16 protein-coding genes are annotated in these 15140 nt (G+C 63.8%); 3 read left to right on the top strand and 13 right to left on the bottom strand.

Annotated features, from left to right (window positions below):
* Positions 1–84: 84 nt before the first annotated feature.
* From ACQ4WS_RS08940 to ybiB, 4 genes are all read right to left on the bottom strand, one after another.
* Positions 85–537, bottom strand: coding sequence for a GatB/YqeY domain-containing protein (locus ACQ4WS_RS08940; RefSeq protein ID WP_034746974.1), 453 nt, complete (start codon positions 535–537; stop codon positions 85–87).
* Positions 538–748: 211 nt separating this feature from the next.
* The gene (gene rpsU, locus ACQ4WS_RS08935) at positions 749–961 is read right to left on the bottom strand and encodes a 30S ribosomal protein S21 (protein WP_008451879.1); all 213 of its coding nucleotides are present in this window, start codon (positions 959–961) and stop codon (positions 749–751) included.
* 183 nt (positions 962–1144) lie between these two features.
* Positions 1145–2359 (bottom strand): BaiN/RdsA family NAD(P)/FAD-dependent oxidoreductase, encoded by a 1215-nt coding sequence (locus ACQ4WS_RS08930; RefSeq protein WP_436475488.1) that lies wholly within the window; start codon positions 2357–2359, stop codon positions 1145–1147.
* A 56-nt stretch (positions 2360–2415) separates the two neighbouring features.
* On the bottom strand, positions 2416–3408 hold the full coding sequence (ybiB, locus tag ACQ4WS_RS08925) for a DNA-binding protein YbiB (protein WP_436475486.1): 993 nt from the start codon (positions 3406–3408) through the stop codon (positions 2416–2418).
* A gap of 161 nt (positions 3409–3569) precedes the next feature.
* On the opposite strand from ybiB, the gene ACQ4WS_RS08920 reads away from it, so the two are divergent.
* On the top strand, positions 3570–4247 hold the full coding sequence (locus ACQ4WS_RS08920; RefSeq protein ID WP_436475484.1) for a hypothetical protein: 678 nt from the start codon (positions 3570–3572) through the stop codon (positions 4245–4247).
* 160 nt (positions 4248–4407) lie between these two features.
* Positions 4408–5469, top strand: coding sequence for a 3-deoxy-7-phosphoheptulonate synthase (locus tag ACQ4WS_RS08915; RefSeq protein ID WP_436475483.1), 1062 nt, complete (start codon positions 4408–4410; stop codon positions 5467–5469).
* A gap of 111 nt (positions 5470–5580) precedes the next feature.
* On the opposite strand, the gene ACQ4WS_RS08910 is transcribed toward ACQ4WS_RS08915, so the two are convergent.
* Positions 5581–5988 (bottom strand): nitrite reductase (NAD(P)H) small subunit, encoded by a 408-nt coding sequence (locus ACQ4WS_RS08910; RefSeq protein WP_436475481.1) that lies wholly within the window; start codon positions 5986–5988, stop codon positions 5581–5583.
* Positions 5989–6198: 210 nt separating this feature from the next.
* Between ACQ4WS_RS08910 and tsaD the strand changes: the two genes are divergently transcribed.
* On the top strand, positions 6199–7239 hold the full coding sequence (tsaD, locus tag ACQ4WS_RS08905; protein WP_436475480.1) for a tRNA (adenosine(37)-N6)-threonylcarbamoyltransferase complex transferase subunit TsaD: 1041 nt from the start codon (positions 6199–6201) through the stop codon (positions 7237–7239).
* Between the two features lie 108 nt (positions 7240–7347).
* On the opposite strand, the gene eutC is transcribed toward tsaD, so the two are convergent.
* The 8 genes from eutC to ACQ4WS_RS08865 form a co-directional block, all read right to left on the bottom strand.
* The gene (gene eutC / locus ACQ4WS_RS08900) at positions 7348–8121 is read right to left on the bottom strand and encodes an ethanolamine ammonia-lyase subunit EutC (RefSeq protein WP_436475478.1); all 774 of its coding nucleotides are present in this window, start codon (positions 8119–8121) and stop codon (positions 7348–7350) included.
* A 9-nt stretch (positions 8122–8130) separates the two neighbouring features.
* Positions 8131–9519 carry an ethanolamine ammonia-lyase subunit EutB gene (locus ACQ4WS_RS08895; protein WP_436475476.1) on the bottom strand — a complete coding sequence of 463 codons (1389 nt, stop codon included), beginning with the start codon at positions 9517–9519 and terminating at the stop codon, positions 8131–8133.
* 44 nt (positions 9520–9563) lie between these two features.
* Positions 9564–11027, bottom strand: coding sequence for a TIGR01777 family oxidoreductase (locus ACQ4WS_RS08890; protein ID WP_436475474.1), 1464 nt, complete (start codon positions 11025–11027; stop codon positions 9564–9566).
* On the bottom strand, positions 11024–11668 hold the full coding sequence (locus tag ACQ4WS_RS08885) for a DUF4166 domain-containing protein (RefSeq protein WP_436475472.1): 645 nt from the start codon (positions 11666–11668) through the stop codon (positions 11024–11026). Before ACQ4WS_RS08885 ends, ACQ4WS_RS08890 begins: the two co-directional genes overlap by 4 nt.
* Positions 11665–12219, bottom strand: a complete 555-nt coding sequence (locus ACQ4WS_RS08880) for a GbsR/MarR family transcriptional regulator (RefSeq protein WP_436475470.1) — start codon at positions 12217–12219, stop codon at positions 11665–11667. Before ACQ4WS_RS08880 ends, ACQ4WS_RS08885 begins: the two co-directional genes overlap by 4 nt.
* Positions 12220–12286: 67 nt before the next feature.
* Complete coding sequence (locus tag ACQ4WS_RS08875; protein ID WP_436475468.1) at positions 12287–13402, bottom strand: fatty acid desaturase family protein; 1116 nt, start codon at positions 13400–13402, stop codon at positions 12287–12289.
* Positions 13399–14511: a sterol desaturase family protein gene (locus tag ACQ4WS_RS08870; protein ID WP_436475467.1), complete on the bottom strand. Its 1113-nt coding sequence runs from the start codon at positions 14509–14511 to the stop codon at positions 13399–13401. The genes ACQ4WS_RS08875 and ACQ4WS_RS08870 overlap by 4 nt, the downstream gene beginning before the upstream one ends.
* The gene (locus ACQ4WS_RS08865; RefSeq protein WP_436475465.1) at positions 14508–15131 is read right to left on the bottom strand and encodes a phosphatase PAP2 family protein; all 624 of its coding nucleotides are present in this window, start codon (positions 15129–15131) and stop codon (positions 14508–14510) included. The genes ACQ4WS_RS08870 and ACQ4WS_RS08865 overlap by 4 nt, the downstream gene beginning before the upstream one ends.
* Positions 15132–15140 lie beyond the last annotated feature (9 nt).

Below are 15140 nucleotides of genomic sequence, written 5' to 3'. Positions count from 1 at the left end.
TGGCCTGAGGTTGAGCCAGGTCAACGTGTGGGCGATTGAGCGGCTGCCAGCATGGGCCGGCAGCCGATGACTACTATTGTATGCTTACGCTGCTGGCGTCAAGGCTTTCTTGACCAGCGCGGACACCACGGTCATGTCGGCGCGGCCCGCCAGCTTCGGCTTGACGATGGCCATGACCTTGCCCATGTCTTGCGGACCGGCGGCGCCCGAGGCGGCCACGGCGGCAGCCACTTCGGCCGCCACTTCTTCGTCCGACAGGCCGGCAGGCATGTAGCCCGTCAGGTGCACCAGCTCGGCTTTTTCAATGTCGGCCAGGTCGGCGCGGCCACCGGCTTCGAACTGGGTGATCGAATCCTTGCGCTGCTTGATCATCTTTTCCACGATGGCCGTCACGTGGGCATCCGTCAATTCGATGCGCTCGTCGACTTCCTTGCGCTTGATTTCCGCCAGCAACAGGCGAATCGTGCCCAGCTTGCCCGCTTCCTTGGCGCGCATGGCGTTTTTCATGTCTTCGGTAATTTGTTCTTTCAAGCTCATGGCAATCCTCGTGTTGGTAAGTGGGGCTCGGTGCTCGTGTGGCCAGGTGCTCGCGTGTGCAGACTAAGCAGGCGGCCACAAAAGCGAAAACCCGCTGCGGCGAACCGGAGCGGGTATGCGACTCATCTGAAGTATCACTCCAGGCGAATCAAAACAAAACCCGTGGCGAACAATGCGCCGAACTACCCGGGTTGGTTCTGACTGAACAGTCTTAGAATAATTTTTTCGGCAGTTGTTGGCTGCGGATGCGTTTGTAATGACGCTTTACAGCAGCTGCCAGCTTGCGCTTGCGCTCAGCTGTTGGCTTTTCGTAGAATTCGCGTGCGCGCAATTCGGTCAGCAGACCCGTTTTTTCGATGGTGCGTTTGAAGCGACGCATTGCGACTTCGAACGGCTCGTTTTCTTTAAGGCGAATAGTGGTCATGTAAAATTCAAACCGTTGAGGTGGTGTATAGGAAGAGATGGATAGTAGCAGCTTTTATTCGGAAAGGGAAGCCCCTCCCCCACTTGCGTGCGGCATGCAGCCTGCGGTCGCTGCCGGAATGTGGCGTAAACCACGCACCGGAGTCGGCGCACCGGGCGCCAGAACCCCATCCTACAGACTTGCTTACTGCAAGGCAATACCTGCCGCCACGCCGGAAGCCCAGGCCCACTGGAAGTTGTAGCCGCCCAGCCAGCCCGTCACGTCGACCGCTTCGCCGATGAAATACAGGCCCGGCACTTTATTGGCCATCATGGTCTGTTGCGACAGTTCGCGCGTATCGATACCGCCTCGCGTCACTTCGGCCTTGCGGTAGCCTTCGGACCCGTTCGGCACGATGGACCAGGCATTGATGGCTTGCCCCAGCTTGCGCAGCTGCGCGTCGGGCATGTCGGCGATGCGCGCGTCCGGCGCCAGGCCATTCGTGGCCAGCAAGCAGTCGGCCAGGCGCTGCGGCAGCCATTGCGCGACGATATTGCCCAACTGCTTCTTCAAGGTGCCCTTGCCTTCAATCAAGGTCTGCGCCACATCCACTTCCGGCAACAGATTGATGACGATGGGCTCGCCCGGCAGCCAATAGCTGGAAATCTGCAAAATCGCCGGGCCCGACAGGCCGCGATGCGTGAACAGCAAATCTTCGCGGAAACGCGCGCCCGTTGCCTTGCGGCCTTTCAAGCTGCCCGTTTCCACATCGACTTCCAGCGCGATGCCGGACAATTCCGCAAACGGCGCCCAGCTGGCCGCATCGAACGTCAGCGGCACCAGGGCCGGACGCGGTTCGACCATCATCAAATCGAATTGCCTGGCGATGCGGTAGGCAAAATCCGTGGCGCCGATCTTCGGGATCGACAAGCCGCCCGTGGCGATGACGATGCTGGCCGTCTCGATGTCGCCGCTATCGGTCTGCAGCACGAAGCCGCCATCATCTTGCTGGACAACATTATCTATCTTGCACGGCATGCGCCAGTGCACGCCGCCAGCGGCGCACTCGTCCTTGAGCATGTCGATGATCTGCTCGGCCGATTCATTGCAGAATTGCTGGCCCTTGTGCTTCTCATGGTAGCCAATACGGTATTTCTTGACCAGCGCGAGGAAATCCTGCGGTGTGTAGCGCGACAGCGCACTCTTGCAGAAATGCGGATTTTCCGAGAGGAAATTTTGCGGGGTGGCGTTGACATTGGTGAAATTGCAACGCCCACCACCCGAGATGCGGATCTTTTCGGCCAGCTTGGCCGCGTGATCGATCAACACCACGCGCTTGCCTTGCTGGGCGGCAACAGCCGCACACATCATGCCGGCCGCGCCCGCGCCGATCACTGCCACATCAAATTGTTTTGCCATAAGAATTCCGCTCACCGCTGATTACAAAGACGCCATTGTAAACTGCGGCGACGCGGCTAGCGCGGCCGTGCTGCAATCTGTCGCGATGCCATCAGGCATTGCGCCACCTGCCCGGTGATCGATGGCGGCACGGGCACCTCGCCGCGCAGCACGGCCGCGATCCAGACCGCCGTGGTGGCCGCATCGCGCTCGGCCGGCAAATGCGGCAACTCTTCCACCAGCAACTGTTTTTCCACCAGCACCGTGCGCTCCACGCCATGGAACCAGTCGATCTGCTGCGCCTTGTTGGCGTTGGCCACCGTTTCTCCCTCCGTGCCGCGCATCAGGAAAGCATCGCCGCGCGCGGAATCTGAGGCGGTCAGGAAATATTCACCGAGCATTTCCAGGTATTCCGGATGCGTGTACGACACCAGGCGCAGGGCGGGCCCGGCGAAGGGCTGCATGATTTTCACCAGGGTATGCGTGGAATTGCGCACGCCCAGCACACGCCGCAGCGACAGCATGTGCGCCAGACGCGGCGCCAGTGATGCTATGGGCAGGAAGGCGGCTTCCCCGCGCGCCATGGCGGCCTCGGCCTGCGCATGGTCCGGCGAGGCCGGCACGCCCAGCGCAGCCAGCACTTCGGCCGTGGTGATGCGGCCCGGGTCGCTGGTGACGCCATGCACGAGCACGGGCGCCCCCGCGCGCGCCAGCAGCAGCGCCAGCAAGGCCGTCAGATTGGCCATCTTGCGGGCGCCGTTGTAGCTGGGAATGATGATGGGGGCAAATTCACCGGCCGGCAAGGCCAGCGGGGCGAACGACGCTTCGGCCGCATCGAGGAAGCCGGCGATCTCGTCCACAGACTCGCCCTTGATACGCATGGATAACAAAATGCCGCCCAGTTCCAGGTCCGACACGCGGCCGTCGAGCATGGCGCGGTACAGGGCGCGGGCGTCGTCGCGCGTCATACTGCGCGCGCCATTCTTGCCGCGTCCTATTTCTTTGATGAAACGTGCAGCGGGAAATGGCTCACCGGCCACATCGGTATGGGGGATGGATACAGTCGTCATGGCGCCAGCTTACACGGATTTTTCCCCGTGCAGAGGGGCTGAAAGACGGCTTGGGCGCCAATGCAACAGTCCCGGTGAAAAATATTTCATCCAAGAATATGCATCCACGCTGAATCCAGCCATGCCACCCCTGCGTATATCTTTGCAGGGGAGGACTCATCATGGAACACGCGATCAAACAGGAAAGCGCCTTCGTTGGCATCGAAACGAGCAAGCTGCTGCTGAAAGCCGTGCTGCTCTCGGGTGGAGAGGTGCTGTGCAAGGTGCTGGAAAACGACGTGGCTGGCTACCGCTGGCTACGCAGCTGGCTGCAAAGGAACGACGTGCCTGTCATGGGCTTGCGCGTCTGCATGCGCCTCGATATGCCGTACAGCGAGGCGCCAGCCCGCGCACTAGCGGACATGGGCATGCTGGTGTGCGATGCCCAGCCCGCGCAGCTGACAGACTATCTGCGCGGCCAGGGCTTGCCCGACGACGCGGCGCACGGCGCCGTGGTGCTGGCCAACTACTGCGAGCACAAACGCCCCGCGCGCTGGACGCCGCCCTCGCCCGCCTACGTGGAACTGCGCCTGTGGCTGCGCCGCCTGCATGCCATCGAAGGCGTGCGCAAGCAGGAGTCGGTGCGCCTCAATGCCCATCTGCAGGCCGGCCAGCAGGCGCTGTACGCCCTGTTGCGCCAGCAGATAGCCTGCCTGGACGCGCAGATACGCCAGCACGAAACGGCCATCCTGGAGCACGTGCGACGCCATCCCGGCCTGCCCCGGCCGCCCGAACTGGCCGGCAACTACCAGCGCATCGCCCGCTACAGCTTTGGCGCCAACCTGGCCGGCGGCCAATAGCGACCAATAAGCGCCCGGGAGCAAGGGGCCGGCAGCGTGCCGGCCCTGCCATAAAAACAACTCATGTATTCCCGTTTTGCCCCCATCCCCGCCGCCAGGCCGCATTTCCGCTACACTATTGCCTCTTAAAGAACGCAATAGCGAAAGCCGAGCCAGAATCATGAATACGCCAGACATCGAAAATATCAACGTCACCTCTTTCGCGCCCATGCCGACACCGGCCGAACTGCACGCCAAACTGCCCCTGTCGGAGAACGCCTTCGACACCGTCAGCCGCGGCCGCGAAGCGCTGCGCAACATCATCGACCGCAAGGACCAGCGCCTGTTCGTCGTCGTCGGCCCGTGCTCGATCCACGACCCCGTCGCCGGCCTCGATTACGCGCGCCGCCTGCAAGCGCTGCAAGAGGAAGTCAAGGACACGATGCTGCTGGTGATGCGCGTGTATTTCGAAAAACCGCGTACCACCACGGGCTGGAAGGGCTATATCAACGACCCGTACATGGACGACTCGTTCAAGGTTAACGAAGGCATGGAAAAGGCGCGCCAGTTCCTGCTCGACGTGTGCGAACTGGGCTTGCCCACCGCCACCGAAGCGCTGGACCCGATCTCGCCGCAATACCTGGGCGACCTGATCGCCTGGACCGCCATCGGCGCGCGCACCACGGAATCGCAGACGCACCGCGAAATGTCGTCGGGCCTGTCGACCCCGGTCGGCTTCAAGAACGGCACCGATGGCGACATCAGCATCGCCGTCAACGCCATTCTATCGTCGGCGCACCCGCACTCCTTCCTGGGCATCAACGCCGAAGGCAATGTGGCCATCGTGCGCACGCGCGGCAACGCGTATGGCCACGTCGTACTGCGCGGCGGCGACGGCCGTCCGAACTACGATTCGGTCTCGATCGCCATCGCCGAACAGGCGCTGGCCAAGGCCAAGTTGCCGGCCAACCTGGTAGTCGACTGCTCGCACGCGAACAGCTACAAGAAGCCGGAACTGCAACCGCTGGTGATGGCCGACGTGGTCAACCAGATCCGCCAGGGCAACCGCTCGCTGGTGGGCGTGATGATCGAATCAAATATCGTCAGCGGCAACCAGAAGATTCCGCAAGACCTGTCGCAACTGACCTACGGCTGCTCCGTCACCGACGGCTGCATCGACTGGGACACGACGGCCACCATGCTGCGCGACGCGCATGCGCATCTTCTCAATCGCCCAAAATAATGCCAGCGATGTTGTCGGATTACGGCGCTTTGCGCCTAATCCGACCTACGAATTGTGCCGCGTAGGTCGGCTTAGCGCGCAGCGCGTAAGCCGACACCACCACGAGGTATATCACGCCATCTGCACATGCGGCAGCACGGCGAACGATCCCGCCAGCGCCTGTTCGGCCTTGCTGGCCGGGATAGCGAGTTCATTAATGTCCAGGTAGATGCGCCCGTCCATGAGGCGCACGGCGTACATACGCGCCATGCCCTGCACGGGTGCCACCAGGCGGCCCGAATCGAGCTCGATGATCCAGCTGTTCTTCGGTCCCATCAAATTTTTCTCCATCAGCACCCCATGCGCCAGCGGGCCGCCCAGGCAAGGCACGGAGTCGAGCAAGGCGTACACCCTATCGTCAGCCGCGCGAAACAGCGCCACGCCGGGCAAGTCCTGCCACGCCAATCCCCGCTGCACCATGCGCACGCCCGCCAGCGGCATGTCCTTCAGGCGGCAAATCATTTTCCATTGTTCTGGCATTGCTAGCTCCCTTGAGAAAGGCACACGCCTGTCTAAGCAAGAGCGGTGCCAGTGGCGATGCAGGAGAAGAATGGTCAACATCCGGGCAGAAACGGCACCGCGGCGCACTGCGCAAGTGCACACTGCCGCCGAAATGGTGCGCTGGCCGCACGGTGGACTGCCCGGCTTTCCTTTACAATGGCGGATTACTCCTCCCTACTTAGCACCTTCATGATTGTTCTTGGCGTCGAATCCTCCTGTGACGAAACCGGCCTGGCCTTGTACGACACGCAACGCGGTCTGCTGTCGCACGCCCTCTATTCGCAAGTCGCCATGCACGAGCAATATGGCGGCGTGGTGCCGGAACTGGCGTCGCGCGACCATATCCGCCGCGCCATCCCGCTGCTGGAAGAGACGCTGACGAAGGCCGGCATCACCCTGCCCGAGATCGATGCCATCGCCTACACGCAAGGCCCGGGCCTGGCAGGCGCGCTGCTGGTCGGTTCCTCGGTTGCCTGCAGCCTGGGCCTGGCCATCAACAAGCCGGTGCTGGGCATCCACCACCTGGAAGGCCATCTGCTGTCGCCGCTGCTGGCGTCCGAGCCGCCAGAATTCCCCTTCATCGCCCTGCTGGTGTCGGGCGGCCACACGCAGCTGATGCGCGTCGACGGCGTGGGCCAGTACACGATGCTGGGCGAAACGCTCGACGATGCGGCCGGCGAAGCGTTCGACAAGTCGGCCAAGCTGCTGGGCCTCGGTTATCCGGGCGGCCCCGCCATTTCGCGCCTGGCCGAATTCGGCGACCCGCTGGCGTATAAACTGCCACGCCCGATGCTGCACTCGAAGGATTTCAATTTCAGTTTCTCCGGTTTGAAAACGGCCGTGCTGACGGTGGTGAAAAACCATGAAGAAAAAGTCATCGCCAATATCTGCGAGCAGGACAAGGCGAATATCGCGCGCGGCTTCGTCGACGCCATCGTCGACGTGCTGACAGCCAAATGCGTATCAGCCCTCAAGCACACGGGTTTGAAACGCCTGGTGATCGCCGGCGGCGTGGGCGCCAACACGCAACTGCGCGCTTCGCTCAACGCGGCCGCCGCCAAGAAGCGTTTCAAGGTGTATTACCCGGAGCTGGAATTCTGTACCGATAACGGCGCCATGATCGCCTTCGCCGGCGCCATGCGCCTGCAGATAAACCCGCAGGCCGCCAAGCACGATTATTCGTTTAATGTGCGCCCGCGCTGGGCGCTGGACGAGATCCGCGAAGTCTAATAAAAAACCCCTAAAGCGAAGGGCTGGGGTTAGTCCTTCAGGATCGGAATGTACCCCATTGGGGCACATTCCCCCTGAGGGTCTGACCCAGGTCGTTGCTATAGGGTTTTACTCCGCCAGCAAAAAATTCCGGCCCACCGCCACGCTACCCTCTTCCACCGTTTCATCCTTCAATGCCACGCCCGACAGCTGCCGGCTGAACGCCTGCGACAGCAAATAATGCAGCCGGTACGCGGCCGGCGCATACGCCAGGCCCTCGGGGCGCACGTTCGAGATGCAGTTGCGGCGCTCGTCCAGCAAGCCCACTTCGGGTGCCCACGTCAGGTACAGGCCCAGGCTGTCCGGGGAACTCAGGCCCGGCCGCTCGCCGATCAGCACCAGCACGGCCTTCGCATGCAGCAATTGCCCCACCTCGTCGCCGATGGCAACCCGTCCCTGCACCACGATGTGTACCGGCGACAGCGTCCACGCTTCCAGCGCCAGCCGCTCGCGCAAGGCAGCCAGGAAAGGCGCCGCGTGGCGCTGCGCGGCCAGCGCCGACAGGCCGTCGGCTGCCACCAGCGCCAGATCCACGCCTTGCGGCACGGCGGACAGCCGCGCGCGTGAAACGTCGTCGAGCCGGCGTCCCAGATCGGGGCGTTGAAGATATTCGGCGCGCGTGGCGGCGGCGCTATGCAGTTGCACGCAGTCTTGTCCTTGCCCGTCCAGCGCGCGCGCCAGGGCGTCGCCATCGAGTTCCAGGTGCACGGCGTCGCGCGCCTGCGCGTGAGCCAGCTGGAACGCCAGCTGCGCCTTGGTCGGCACGCTCACGCCGCGGCGTCCCAGCGCGATGCGCGCCGCCGTATGCGCGCGCAGCGCTTGCCAAGGATGGTTCCCGTCCATGCCTACCTCCTAGGTATCCAGGCGCAGCAGAGCCGCCTGGAAGGCTGGCGCCGGTACCACGCTCAGGCGGCCCTGCGCATCCGTGATCTGCATGCGCGCCAGCCAGGCCTCGAATTCGGGCGCAGGACGCAAGCCCAGCACGCGGCGCGCATACAGGGCGTCGTGGAACGAGGTGCTCTGGTAGCCGAGCATGATGTCGTCCGCGCCCGGCACGCCCATGATGAAATTGCAGCCGGCCACGCCCAGCATGGTCAGCAAGGCATCCATGTCGTCCTGGTCCGCCTCCGCATGGTTGGTATAGCATACGTCGCAGCCCATGGGCAGCCCAAGCAGCTTGGCGCAGAAGTGGTCTTCCAGCCCCGCGCGCATGATCTGCTTGCCGTCATACAGGTATTCCGGGCCGATGAAGCCCACCACCGAATTGACCAGCAGCGGCTGATACGCGCGCGCCACCGCATACGCGCGCGCCTCGCACGTTTGCTGGTCCATGCCGTGGTGGGCGCCGGCCGACAGGGCGCTGCCCTGCCCCGTCTCGAAATACATGACATTGTTGCCCAGCGTGCCGCGCCCCAGCGACAGGGCCGCCGCCTGACCCTCGGCCAGCAGCGCCAGGTCGATGCCGAAGCTGCGGTTGGCCGCCTGCGTGCCTGCCACCGACTGGAACACCAGGTCGACAGGCGCGCCGCGGCGTATCGCTTCCAGGGTATTGGTAATGTGCGTGAGTACGCAGGACTGGGTAGGTATTTGATACTGGCCGATGACGGCGTCGAGCAGCTGCAGCAGCGAGACCACCTGCGCCACATTGTCGGTGGCGGGATTGATGCCGATCACGGCGTCGCCGCTGCCCAGCAGCAGGCCATCGAGGATGGAGGCGGCAATCCCCGTGGCATCGTCCGTCGGGTGGTTCGGCTGCAATCGCGTGGACAAGCGGCCTTCCAGGCCCAGAGTATTGCGGAAAGACGTGACGACCTTGCACTTGCGGGCCACCAGCACCAGGTCCTGCAGGCGCATGATTTTTGAGACGGCGGCCGCCATTTCCGGCGTGATGCCGGGTGCGACATGGGACAGCACCGCCGTATCCGTCGCGTCGTCGAGCAGCCAGTCGCGAAAGTCGCCCACGCACAGGTGCGCGATGGGGGAAAACGCGGCGCGCTCGTGGCTATCGATGATCAGGCGCGTGACTTCATCGTCTTCATACGGCACCAGCGCCTCGTTGAGGAACAGCGATAGCGGCACCTCCGCCAGCGCCAGCTGCGCCGCCACCCGTTCCCGCGCGCTCGATGCCGCCACGCCGGCCAGCACATCGCCCGAACGCAACGGCGTGGCCTTCGCCAGCAGCTCCTTCAGGCTGGCAAACGCATAGGTATGGCTGTCTATCGTATGGCTGAAGCGGGGCATAGATTGAGCTCCAAGGCATCTCCAATGCCCCATTCTACGCCAGGCTACAGGCTGCGCAGCGCGCCTTCCAGCTGCGGATAGCGGAAGACAAAGCCGTCAGCCAGCATCCGGCGCGGGGCGACCCGCTGGCCTTCCACCAGCAAGTCCGCCTGCTCGCCCAGCAAGGCGCGCATGAGGAAGGCCGGCGTGGGCATGAAGCTGGGGCGGTGCAGCACCGCGCCCGCTACCTGGGCGAAGCGGCGCTGCTCGATGGCTTCCGGTGCGCAGAAGTTGTATGCGCCGCCCACTGCCTGCTCTTCGCTGCGGCGCGCCAAATGGGCGATGCCGCGGATCACGTCGCGCACGTGCACCCATGACACCCACTGCTTGCCGCTGCCCAGCGGGCCGCCCACGCCGAAGCGTATCGGCAGCAGCATCTGCGGCAGCGAACCCTGGTGGCCGAAGACGAGGCCAAAGCGCATGCAGCCCACTTGCACGCCATAGCGCTCCGCCTGGCGCGCGGCAGCTTCCCACTCCTGGCACAGCTGCGACATGAAGATGGCTTGCGGCACGCTGTCTTCGTCCAGTTCCGTCGCGTTGCCCTGCGGCTGCACGCCGTAATAGCCGATGGCCGACGCCGACAGCAGCAGCCGTGGCTTGTGCTGTGCGCGGGCGATCCACGCCACCAGTTCCTGCGTCAGCGCCACGCGGCTGCGGCGCAGGGCCGCCTTGCGCGCGTCCGTCCAGCGACGCCCGACGATGCGCGCGCCGGCCAGGTTGACCACCATGTCGATGCGCTGCGCATCCGACAATTCGTCCAGCGCCTGGATGCAGCGCACCTGGCCGCCGAACGTCCATGCGGCCTGTTTCGGCTGGCGCGTCAGCACCGTCACCGCATGGCCGTCGGCCAGCAGGGCGGCTACCAGTTGCTGGCCGATGAAACCCGCGGCCCCCGTCACCAGCACGGACTGCGGCGCGGCGGCAAAGCGCAGGTGCTCCTCTTGCTCTGCTGTCTCTTGCTCCTTGCGCCGGCCCAGCTGCCACACGGCATACGCATCGCGCAGGCCGGACAAGCCCACGCCCACTCCGCACAGGGCGAGGAAGACGCTGAGCCAGCCATACGGCTGCCACACGAGGGCCGTCGGCAAGGTCGCCCAGTGGCTGCTGTTGAGGGCCAGCAGCGCGATGAAGGCGCCCGCGTTAATCGCCAGCACCGTGTGCGTGACCCGCTCCGTAGCGGGCAAGAGGCGGGTCTGGTCTTCCACGACGAAGTCCCACAGGGTCAGCACGATTTCCACGCCAAACACGATCACCAGCACCCAGGCCCAGGCGCCATGCCATTCCCAGGCGGCCAGGCCGACGAACAGCAGGCTGTAGATCAGCGCACGCGTGGCGTGGATAGTCAGCTCCAGGCGCGCCGAGGCCTTTTGCGGCAGCGCCTCCGTGATTTCATGGTGGTAGATGGTGTCGAAGGCGCCCAGGCAGCCTTGCGCCGCCATCAGTTGCAGGGCCAGCAGATGCGTATTCATGGTGTCTCCTTGTGTAGGGCGGGCGCCGCGCTTTCGCGGAACACGCCGGCCTGGGTAAACGTGGTGCCGAACAGGGCGTGGCGTATCTCGATACGGATATTGAATTGCTGCGGCGTCTCATTGCGGTGGCACAGATAAGTCTTGCCGGGCGTGAGCACGCCCGGCAGCGGCATGCGCCAACCAAAAATATCCAAAAAATAGCCGTCGCTGGTGAAGTGCAGGTTGCCATCCTCGACATGCAGCAGCAGCTTCATGCCCAGCCCCATGCCCACGTATTCGAGCACTTCGCCCTTTGCGCTTTCGGCCATGTAGGACGTGAAGCGGATCGGTGCGCGTCCGTGCAGGCGATAGGTACGCTGCTTGAAGATGAAGGGGCAAGCGGGGCGCGAATAGACTTCGATATCCACGGGAAAATCCGCGTCGTCATACGGAATCAGGGCGCCGTCGATGAAGGGGCGCGTCAGCCAACCGAGGAGTTTCCCCAGGCGCGAGCTGGTCAGCTCACTGAGTTCACCCCGGTAGTACAGGGGCTGGCCAGGCGCGGGATTTTTTTCGAAGCGGCGGCGGATATCCGGATGCAGGGTAAGCCACTGCTCGCCCATGACCTTCTTGAACAGTTCTCCTTCCGAGGGGCCGTTCATGATTTTACACGCTTGCCCGGTTTGTCTTCCGGACTGAGGAACTTGGCCACCTTGCCGCCCATCGACAGCATGCGCTGCAGGGTCGCCGGCGGCAGGTTTTTATAGTCGCTGTAGGTGCTGCTGAGCATTTCCAGGAAGGCCAGCACTTCGCCCATGCGCGCCAGCGTTTCCGGCGGTATCGCCGCATCGTGCTCGCCCTCGATCGCACATTCACGCAGCACCGTCAGGGTGGGGTCGATCTCGCGCCGCTTGCGCTCTTCCATGATGACGCGGAAGATTTCCCACACATCCTGCAGGGCGACGAAATGGTCGCGCCGGTCGCCCATCACGTGCGTGATGCGCGCCAGGCCCCAGCTTTGCAATTCCTTCAGGCTGTTGCTGACATTCGAGCGGGCCACGTTCAGGCTGGCCGCGATGTCTTCCGCCGTCAGCGGTTCGTTGGCCAGGAACAGCAGCGCGTGGATTTGCGCCACCGTGCGGTTGACGCCCCAGCGCGTGCCCATCTCCCCCCAGTGAAGAATGTACTTCTGCGTAGTTGGACTCAGTTCCATGGCCTTCTCTTATTTCTGTCGTTACAGAAATGTAAGACAGAACGAAAACCCAGTCAAGCACGATTCGTCAAGACTTTGCGGGCGGCTGGCCCATGGCCCGTAGGAATTGCTGCTGCGAGGCGTGCAGCTGGCCGTAACCGAGTTCGCGGTAGACGAGGCCGTGGCGCGGCGCCAGTTCGGCCAGGATGCGCGCCAGCGCCGGGTAGTGGCGGTGATTCCAGGTGGGGAACAAATGATGCGTGAGGTGCAAATTCAAGCCACCGAGCCAGTAGCCTAGCCAGCGCAGGCGGCGCGGTTTCGGAGTCCAGTCGCAGGCCGTGTAAAACGTGTGCTGGTACCAGTCGTGCGGCAGGGTGCCGTCCTGGCCCGGCTGGAAAAACTCCACTTCGGCCCAGTGCGTGCCGAGGATCAGCGCCACCAGCGCGCACGAGGCGATCATCTGGCCCACGAAATACGCGCCCAGCACCACGCCCCAGCCTATGCCGTGCTGCTGCAGCACCCACATGGGCAGCGCCAGCACCAGCGCCACGTGGCCCAGTTTCCAGCCCAGGAACGACAGCCAGCCGCGCCAGCCCTGCAAGCGGCTGTGCGCCGCCACGGGCGTCTTGCCGAAGCGGTCGAGCCAGTCGCCATACCAGTTCAAATAAGGCAGCGACAGGGCCGCCACCACGGGCCAGTACAGGTATTGATAGCGGTACTGGGGCGCCCAGCGTTGGTACGGCGTCTGGCGCAGAAAGGGATTCGGTTCCGTGTCGAGGTCATAGCCTTCCACGTTGGCATACGTGTGATGAAAATGCACGTGGCGGATGGTCCAGAAATCCGTATCCACGCCCACGGGCAAGCCCACCAGGCGGATCAGGATGCGATTCCAGGCTCCCTGGCGGAAGACGGCGCTGTGGGCCGCATCGTGCAAGGTGTTCATGGCCAGCGCCATGGCCAGGACCAGGCAAGCCACGTAGCTGGCGACAAACGGCCAGGTGCTGTCGGCGTTCAAGGCCAGCGCATACAGCCCCACCGTCAGCGTGGCCAGGAAGACGGTTTTCGCATGCAGGCGCGCGTCGCCAAAGCGGTGTTTTCCTTCGTCCGCCAGATAGGCGTCGGCGCGCGCCCGCAGTTCGCGGCGGAAGGCGGAATCGCGTGTGGGCTGGAAGCGCAGCGGCGGCAAGGAAGGCACAGGCGTCACGCGCGCGTCCCCGCCGCCGGCCACCACAGGCGGCGCGCGCCGTCGAGGCCATGCGCCAGCAGCGCGGCCAAAAACACCATGCCCCACGCATCGCGCGCGCCATACCAGCCCAGGAACAGCAGCGGCATGGCCAGCGCGATGGCGACCCAGGCGATGGCGCCCCAACGTCGCGCATCCGACAGCCCGCCCAGCGCCAGCGTGCCGCCAAAAATCAGCGCGAACAGGATGGCTTGCTGCGCACCGGCCAGCGCAGCTTCGTGGTTGACGTAATAGATCACCAGGCCAAACAAAATCACGCCGCCGCTGCCGATGAACAGTTCGGGCACCTCGAAAGTGCCGCGCGACTGCCAGTGGGGAAAGCGCGCGCGCAGCCATGTGAACAATTTGCCGTTGCTGGCCAACAGGGGGTTGTGCGTGGGCGTCATGCCCTTCACGCCATAGCGCATTTCCACGCCCTCGAGTTCGGGCTGGAAGCTGCCGAACAGCCTGTCCCACAGCAGCAGGGTGCCGCCGAAATTGCGGTTGATGTAGCGTTTGTCCGTGCCGTGATGAACGCGGTGGTGCGACGGTGTGACCATGAAGCTATCGAGGATGCCGGACTTGTTCACCAGCGCATTGTGGTTATACAACTGCACCGTGTAATGCAGGGACGAGACGACAAGGAAGATTTCCAGCGGCACGCCCAGCACGGCCAGGATGGCGATGAAGGGGAAATTCGTCAGCGACGAATACCAGGAATTGCGCACGCCCAGCGACAGGTTGAAATGCTCGCCCTGGTGGTGCACCACGTGCACGGCCCACAGCAGCGGGATTTTATGGTGCAACCGGTGCATCCAGTAAAAGCACAGGTCCCAGGCAAAGAAAGCAAACACCCATTGCGCCGCCACCGGCCACTGGTCGACGATGTGCAGGTTTACATGGCGCAGCAGCAGGGCGAAGGCCGCCACTTCCACGCCGCGGAAGACCCACATCAGGATGTGGCCGGAATTGAGATTGAAGATCACGTCTTTCCACGGCACGGGTGTCTTGCGCACCCATTTCAGGATCAGCAGTTCGGCCAGCACGAAGGCCAGCATGATCAAAAATGACAGGGCAAAAGGATTCATCATGGTGCGGTTTTGATGGAAACGGCGCGGCGGGCAGCCAAGGATACCTGCATTTTCGCCAACATGCCGCCAGCGATGCCAACAGCCAGGCCGGCGGCCAGGTCGATGCTCACGTGCCGGCGCAGCGCGATGATGGCGTAGCAGATGGCCAGGCCCAGCACCACGGCCAGCGCTGAGCGCAGCAGGTGGCGTTTGTCGCACAAGGCCCACACGCACAGCAATGTCAGGGCGCCGTGCAGCGATGGCAGGCAGTTTTGCGTGGAGTCCGCTGCCTGCAGCATGCGCAGCGCCTGCGTGCTCCAGGCGCTGCCTTCACCGACGGGCGGATACGCGAGGGTGGTCGGGAACAGCAGGAAGACCACGCCGCACGCCAGCGCGGAAAGCGCCATGGCGCGCGCCAGCCAGCGCACGCGGGCCGCATCGGCAGCCAGGTAGGCGTACGGGATCAGGATGAAGAAGGACAGGTACAGCCAGATGGCGGCATCCGTGTAGGGGATGGCGCGGTCGATGGCTGTTTCAGGCAAAAGTATCCCCTGCCCTTGCAGCAGATCGCTGGAAAAATACACGAGGCCGACGCTGCCCCAGCCGGCCAGCAAATGCAGCAGGCGGCTGCGTACAGTCATGGAAGAAGG

The organism is Janthinobacterium leeuwenhoeki, assembly GCF_051380795.1.
GTDB lineage: Bacteria > Pseudomonadota > Gammaproteobacteria > Burkholderiales > Burkholderiaceae_D > Janthinobacterium.
Note: the sequence above shows the minus strand (reverse complement) of the source record. Positions and strands in the feature narration are given on the sequence as shown.

What these genes read in the sequence shown, in the direction of transcription:
- ACQ4WS_RS08940 (WP_034746974.1), bottom strand. Translation starts at nt 537, where the DNA reads ATGAGCTTGAAAGAACAAATTACCGAAGACATGAAAAACGCCATGCGC.
- ACQ4WS_RS08890 (WP_436475474.1), bottom strand. Translation starts at nt 11,027, where the DNA reads ATGAATACGCATCTGCTGGCCCTGCAACTGATGGCGGCGCAAGGCTGC.
- ACQ4WS_RS08870 (WP_436475467.1), bottom strand. Translation starts at nt 14,511, where the DNA reads ATGATGAATCCTTTTGCCCTGTCATTTTTGATCATGCTGGCCTTCGTG.
- ACQ4WS_RS08915 (WP_436475483.1), top strand. Translation starts at nt 4,408, where the DNA reads ATGAATACGCCAGACATCGAAAATATCAACGTCACCTCTTTCGCGCCC.
- tsaD (WP_436475480.1), top strand. Translation starts at nt 6,199, where the DNA reads ATGATTGTTCTTGGCGTCGAATCCTCCTGTGACGAAACCGGCCTGGCC.
- ACQ4WS_RS08895 (WP_436475476.1), bottom strand. Translation starts at nt 9,519, where the DNA reads ATGCCCCGCTTCAGCCATACGATAGACAGCCATACCTATGCGTTTGCC.
- rpsU (WP_008451879.1), bottom strand. Translation starts at nt 961, where the DNA reads ATGACCACTATTCGCCTTAAAGAAAACGAGCCGTTCGAAGTCGCAATG.
- ACQ4WS_RS08930 (WP_436475488.1), bottom strand. Translation starts at nt 2,359, where the DNA reads ATGGCAAAACAATTTGATGTGGCAGTGATCGGCGCGGGCGCGGCCGGC.
- ACQ4WS_RS08910 (WP_436475481.1), bottom strand. Translation starts at nt 5,988, where the DNA reads ATGCCAGAACAATGGAAAATGATTTGCCGCCTGAAGGACATGCCGCTG.
- ACQ4WS_RS08880 (WP_436475470.1), bottom strand. Translation starts at nt 12,219, where the DNA reads ATGGAACTGAGTCCAACTACGCAGAAGTACATTCTTCACTGGGGGGAG.
- ACQ4WS_RS08865 (WP_436475465.1), bottom strand. Translation starts at nt 15,131, where the DNA reads ATGACTGTACGCAGCCGCCTGCTGCATTTGCTGGCCGGCTGGGGCAGC.
- eutC (WP_436475478.1), bottom strand. Translation starts at nt 8,121, where the DNA reads ATGGACGGGAACCATCCTTGGCAAGCGCTGCGCGCGCATACGGCGGCG.
- ybiB (WP_436475486.1), bottom strand. Translation starts at nt 3,408, where the DNA reads ATGACGACTGTATCCATCCCCCATACCGATGTGGCCGGTGAGCCATTT.
- ACQ4WS_RS08885 (WP_436475472.1), bottom strand. Translation starts at nt 11,668, where the DNA reads ATGAACGGCCCCTCGGAAGGAGAACTGTTCAAGAAGGTCATGGGCGAG.
- ACQ4WS_RS08920 (WP_436475484.1), top strand. Translation starts at nt 3,570, where the DNA reads ATGGAACACGCGATCAAACAGGAAAGCGCCTTCGTTGGCATCGAAACG.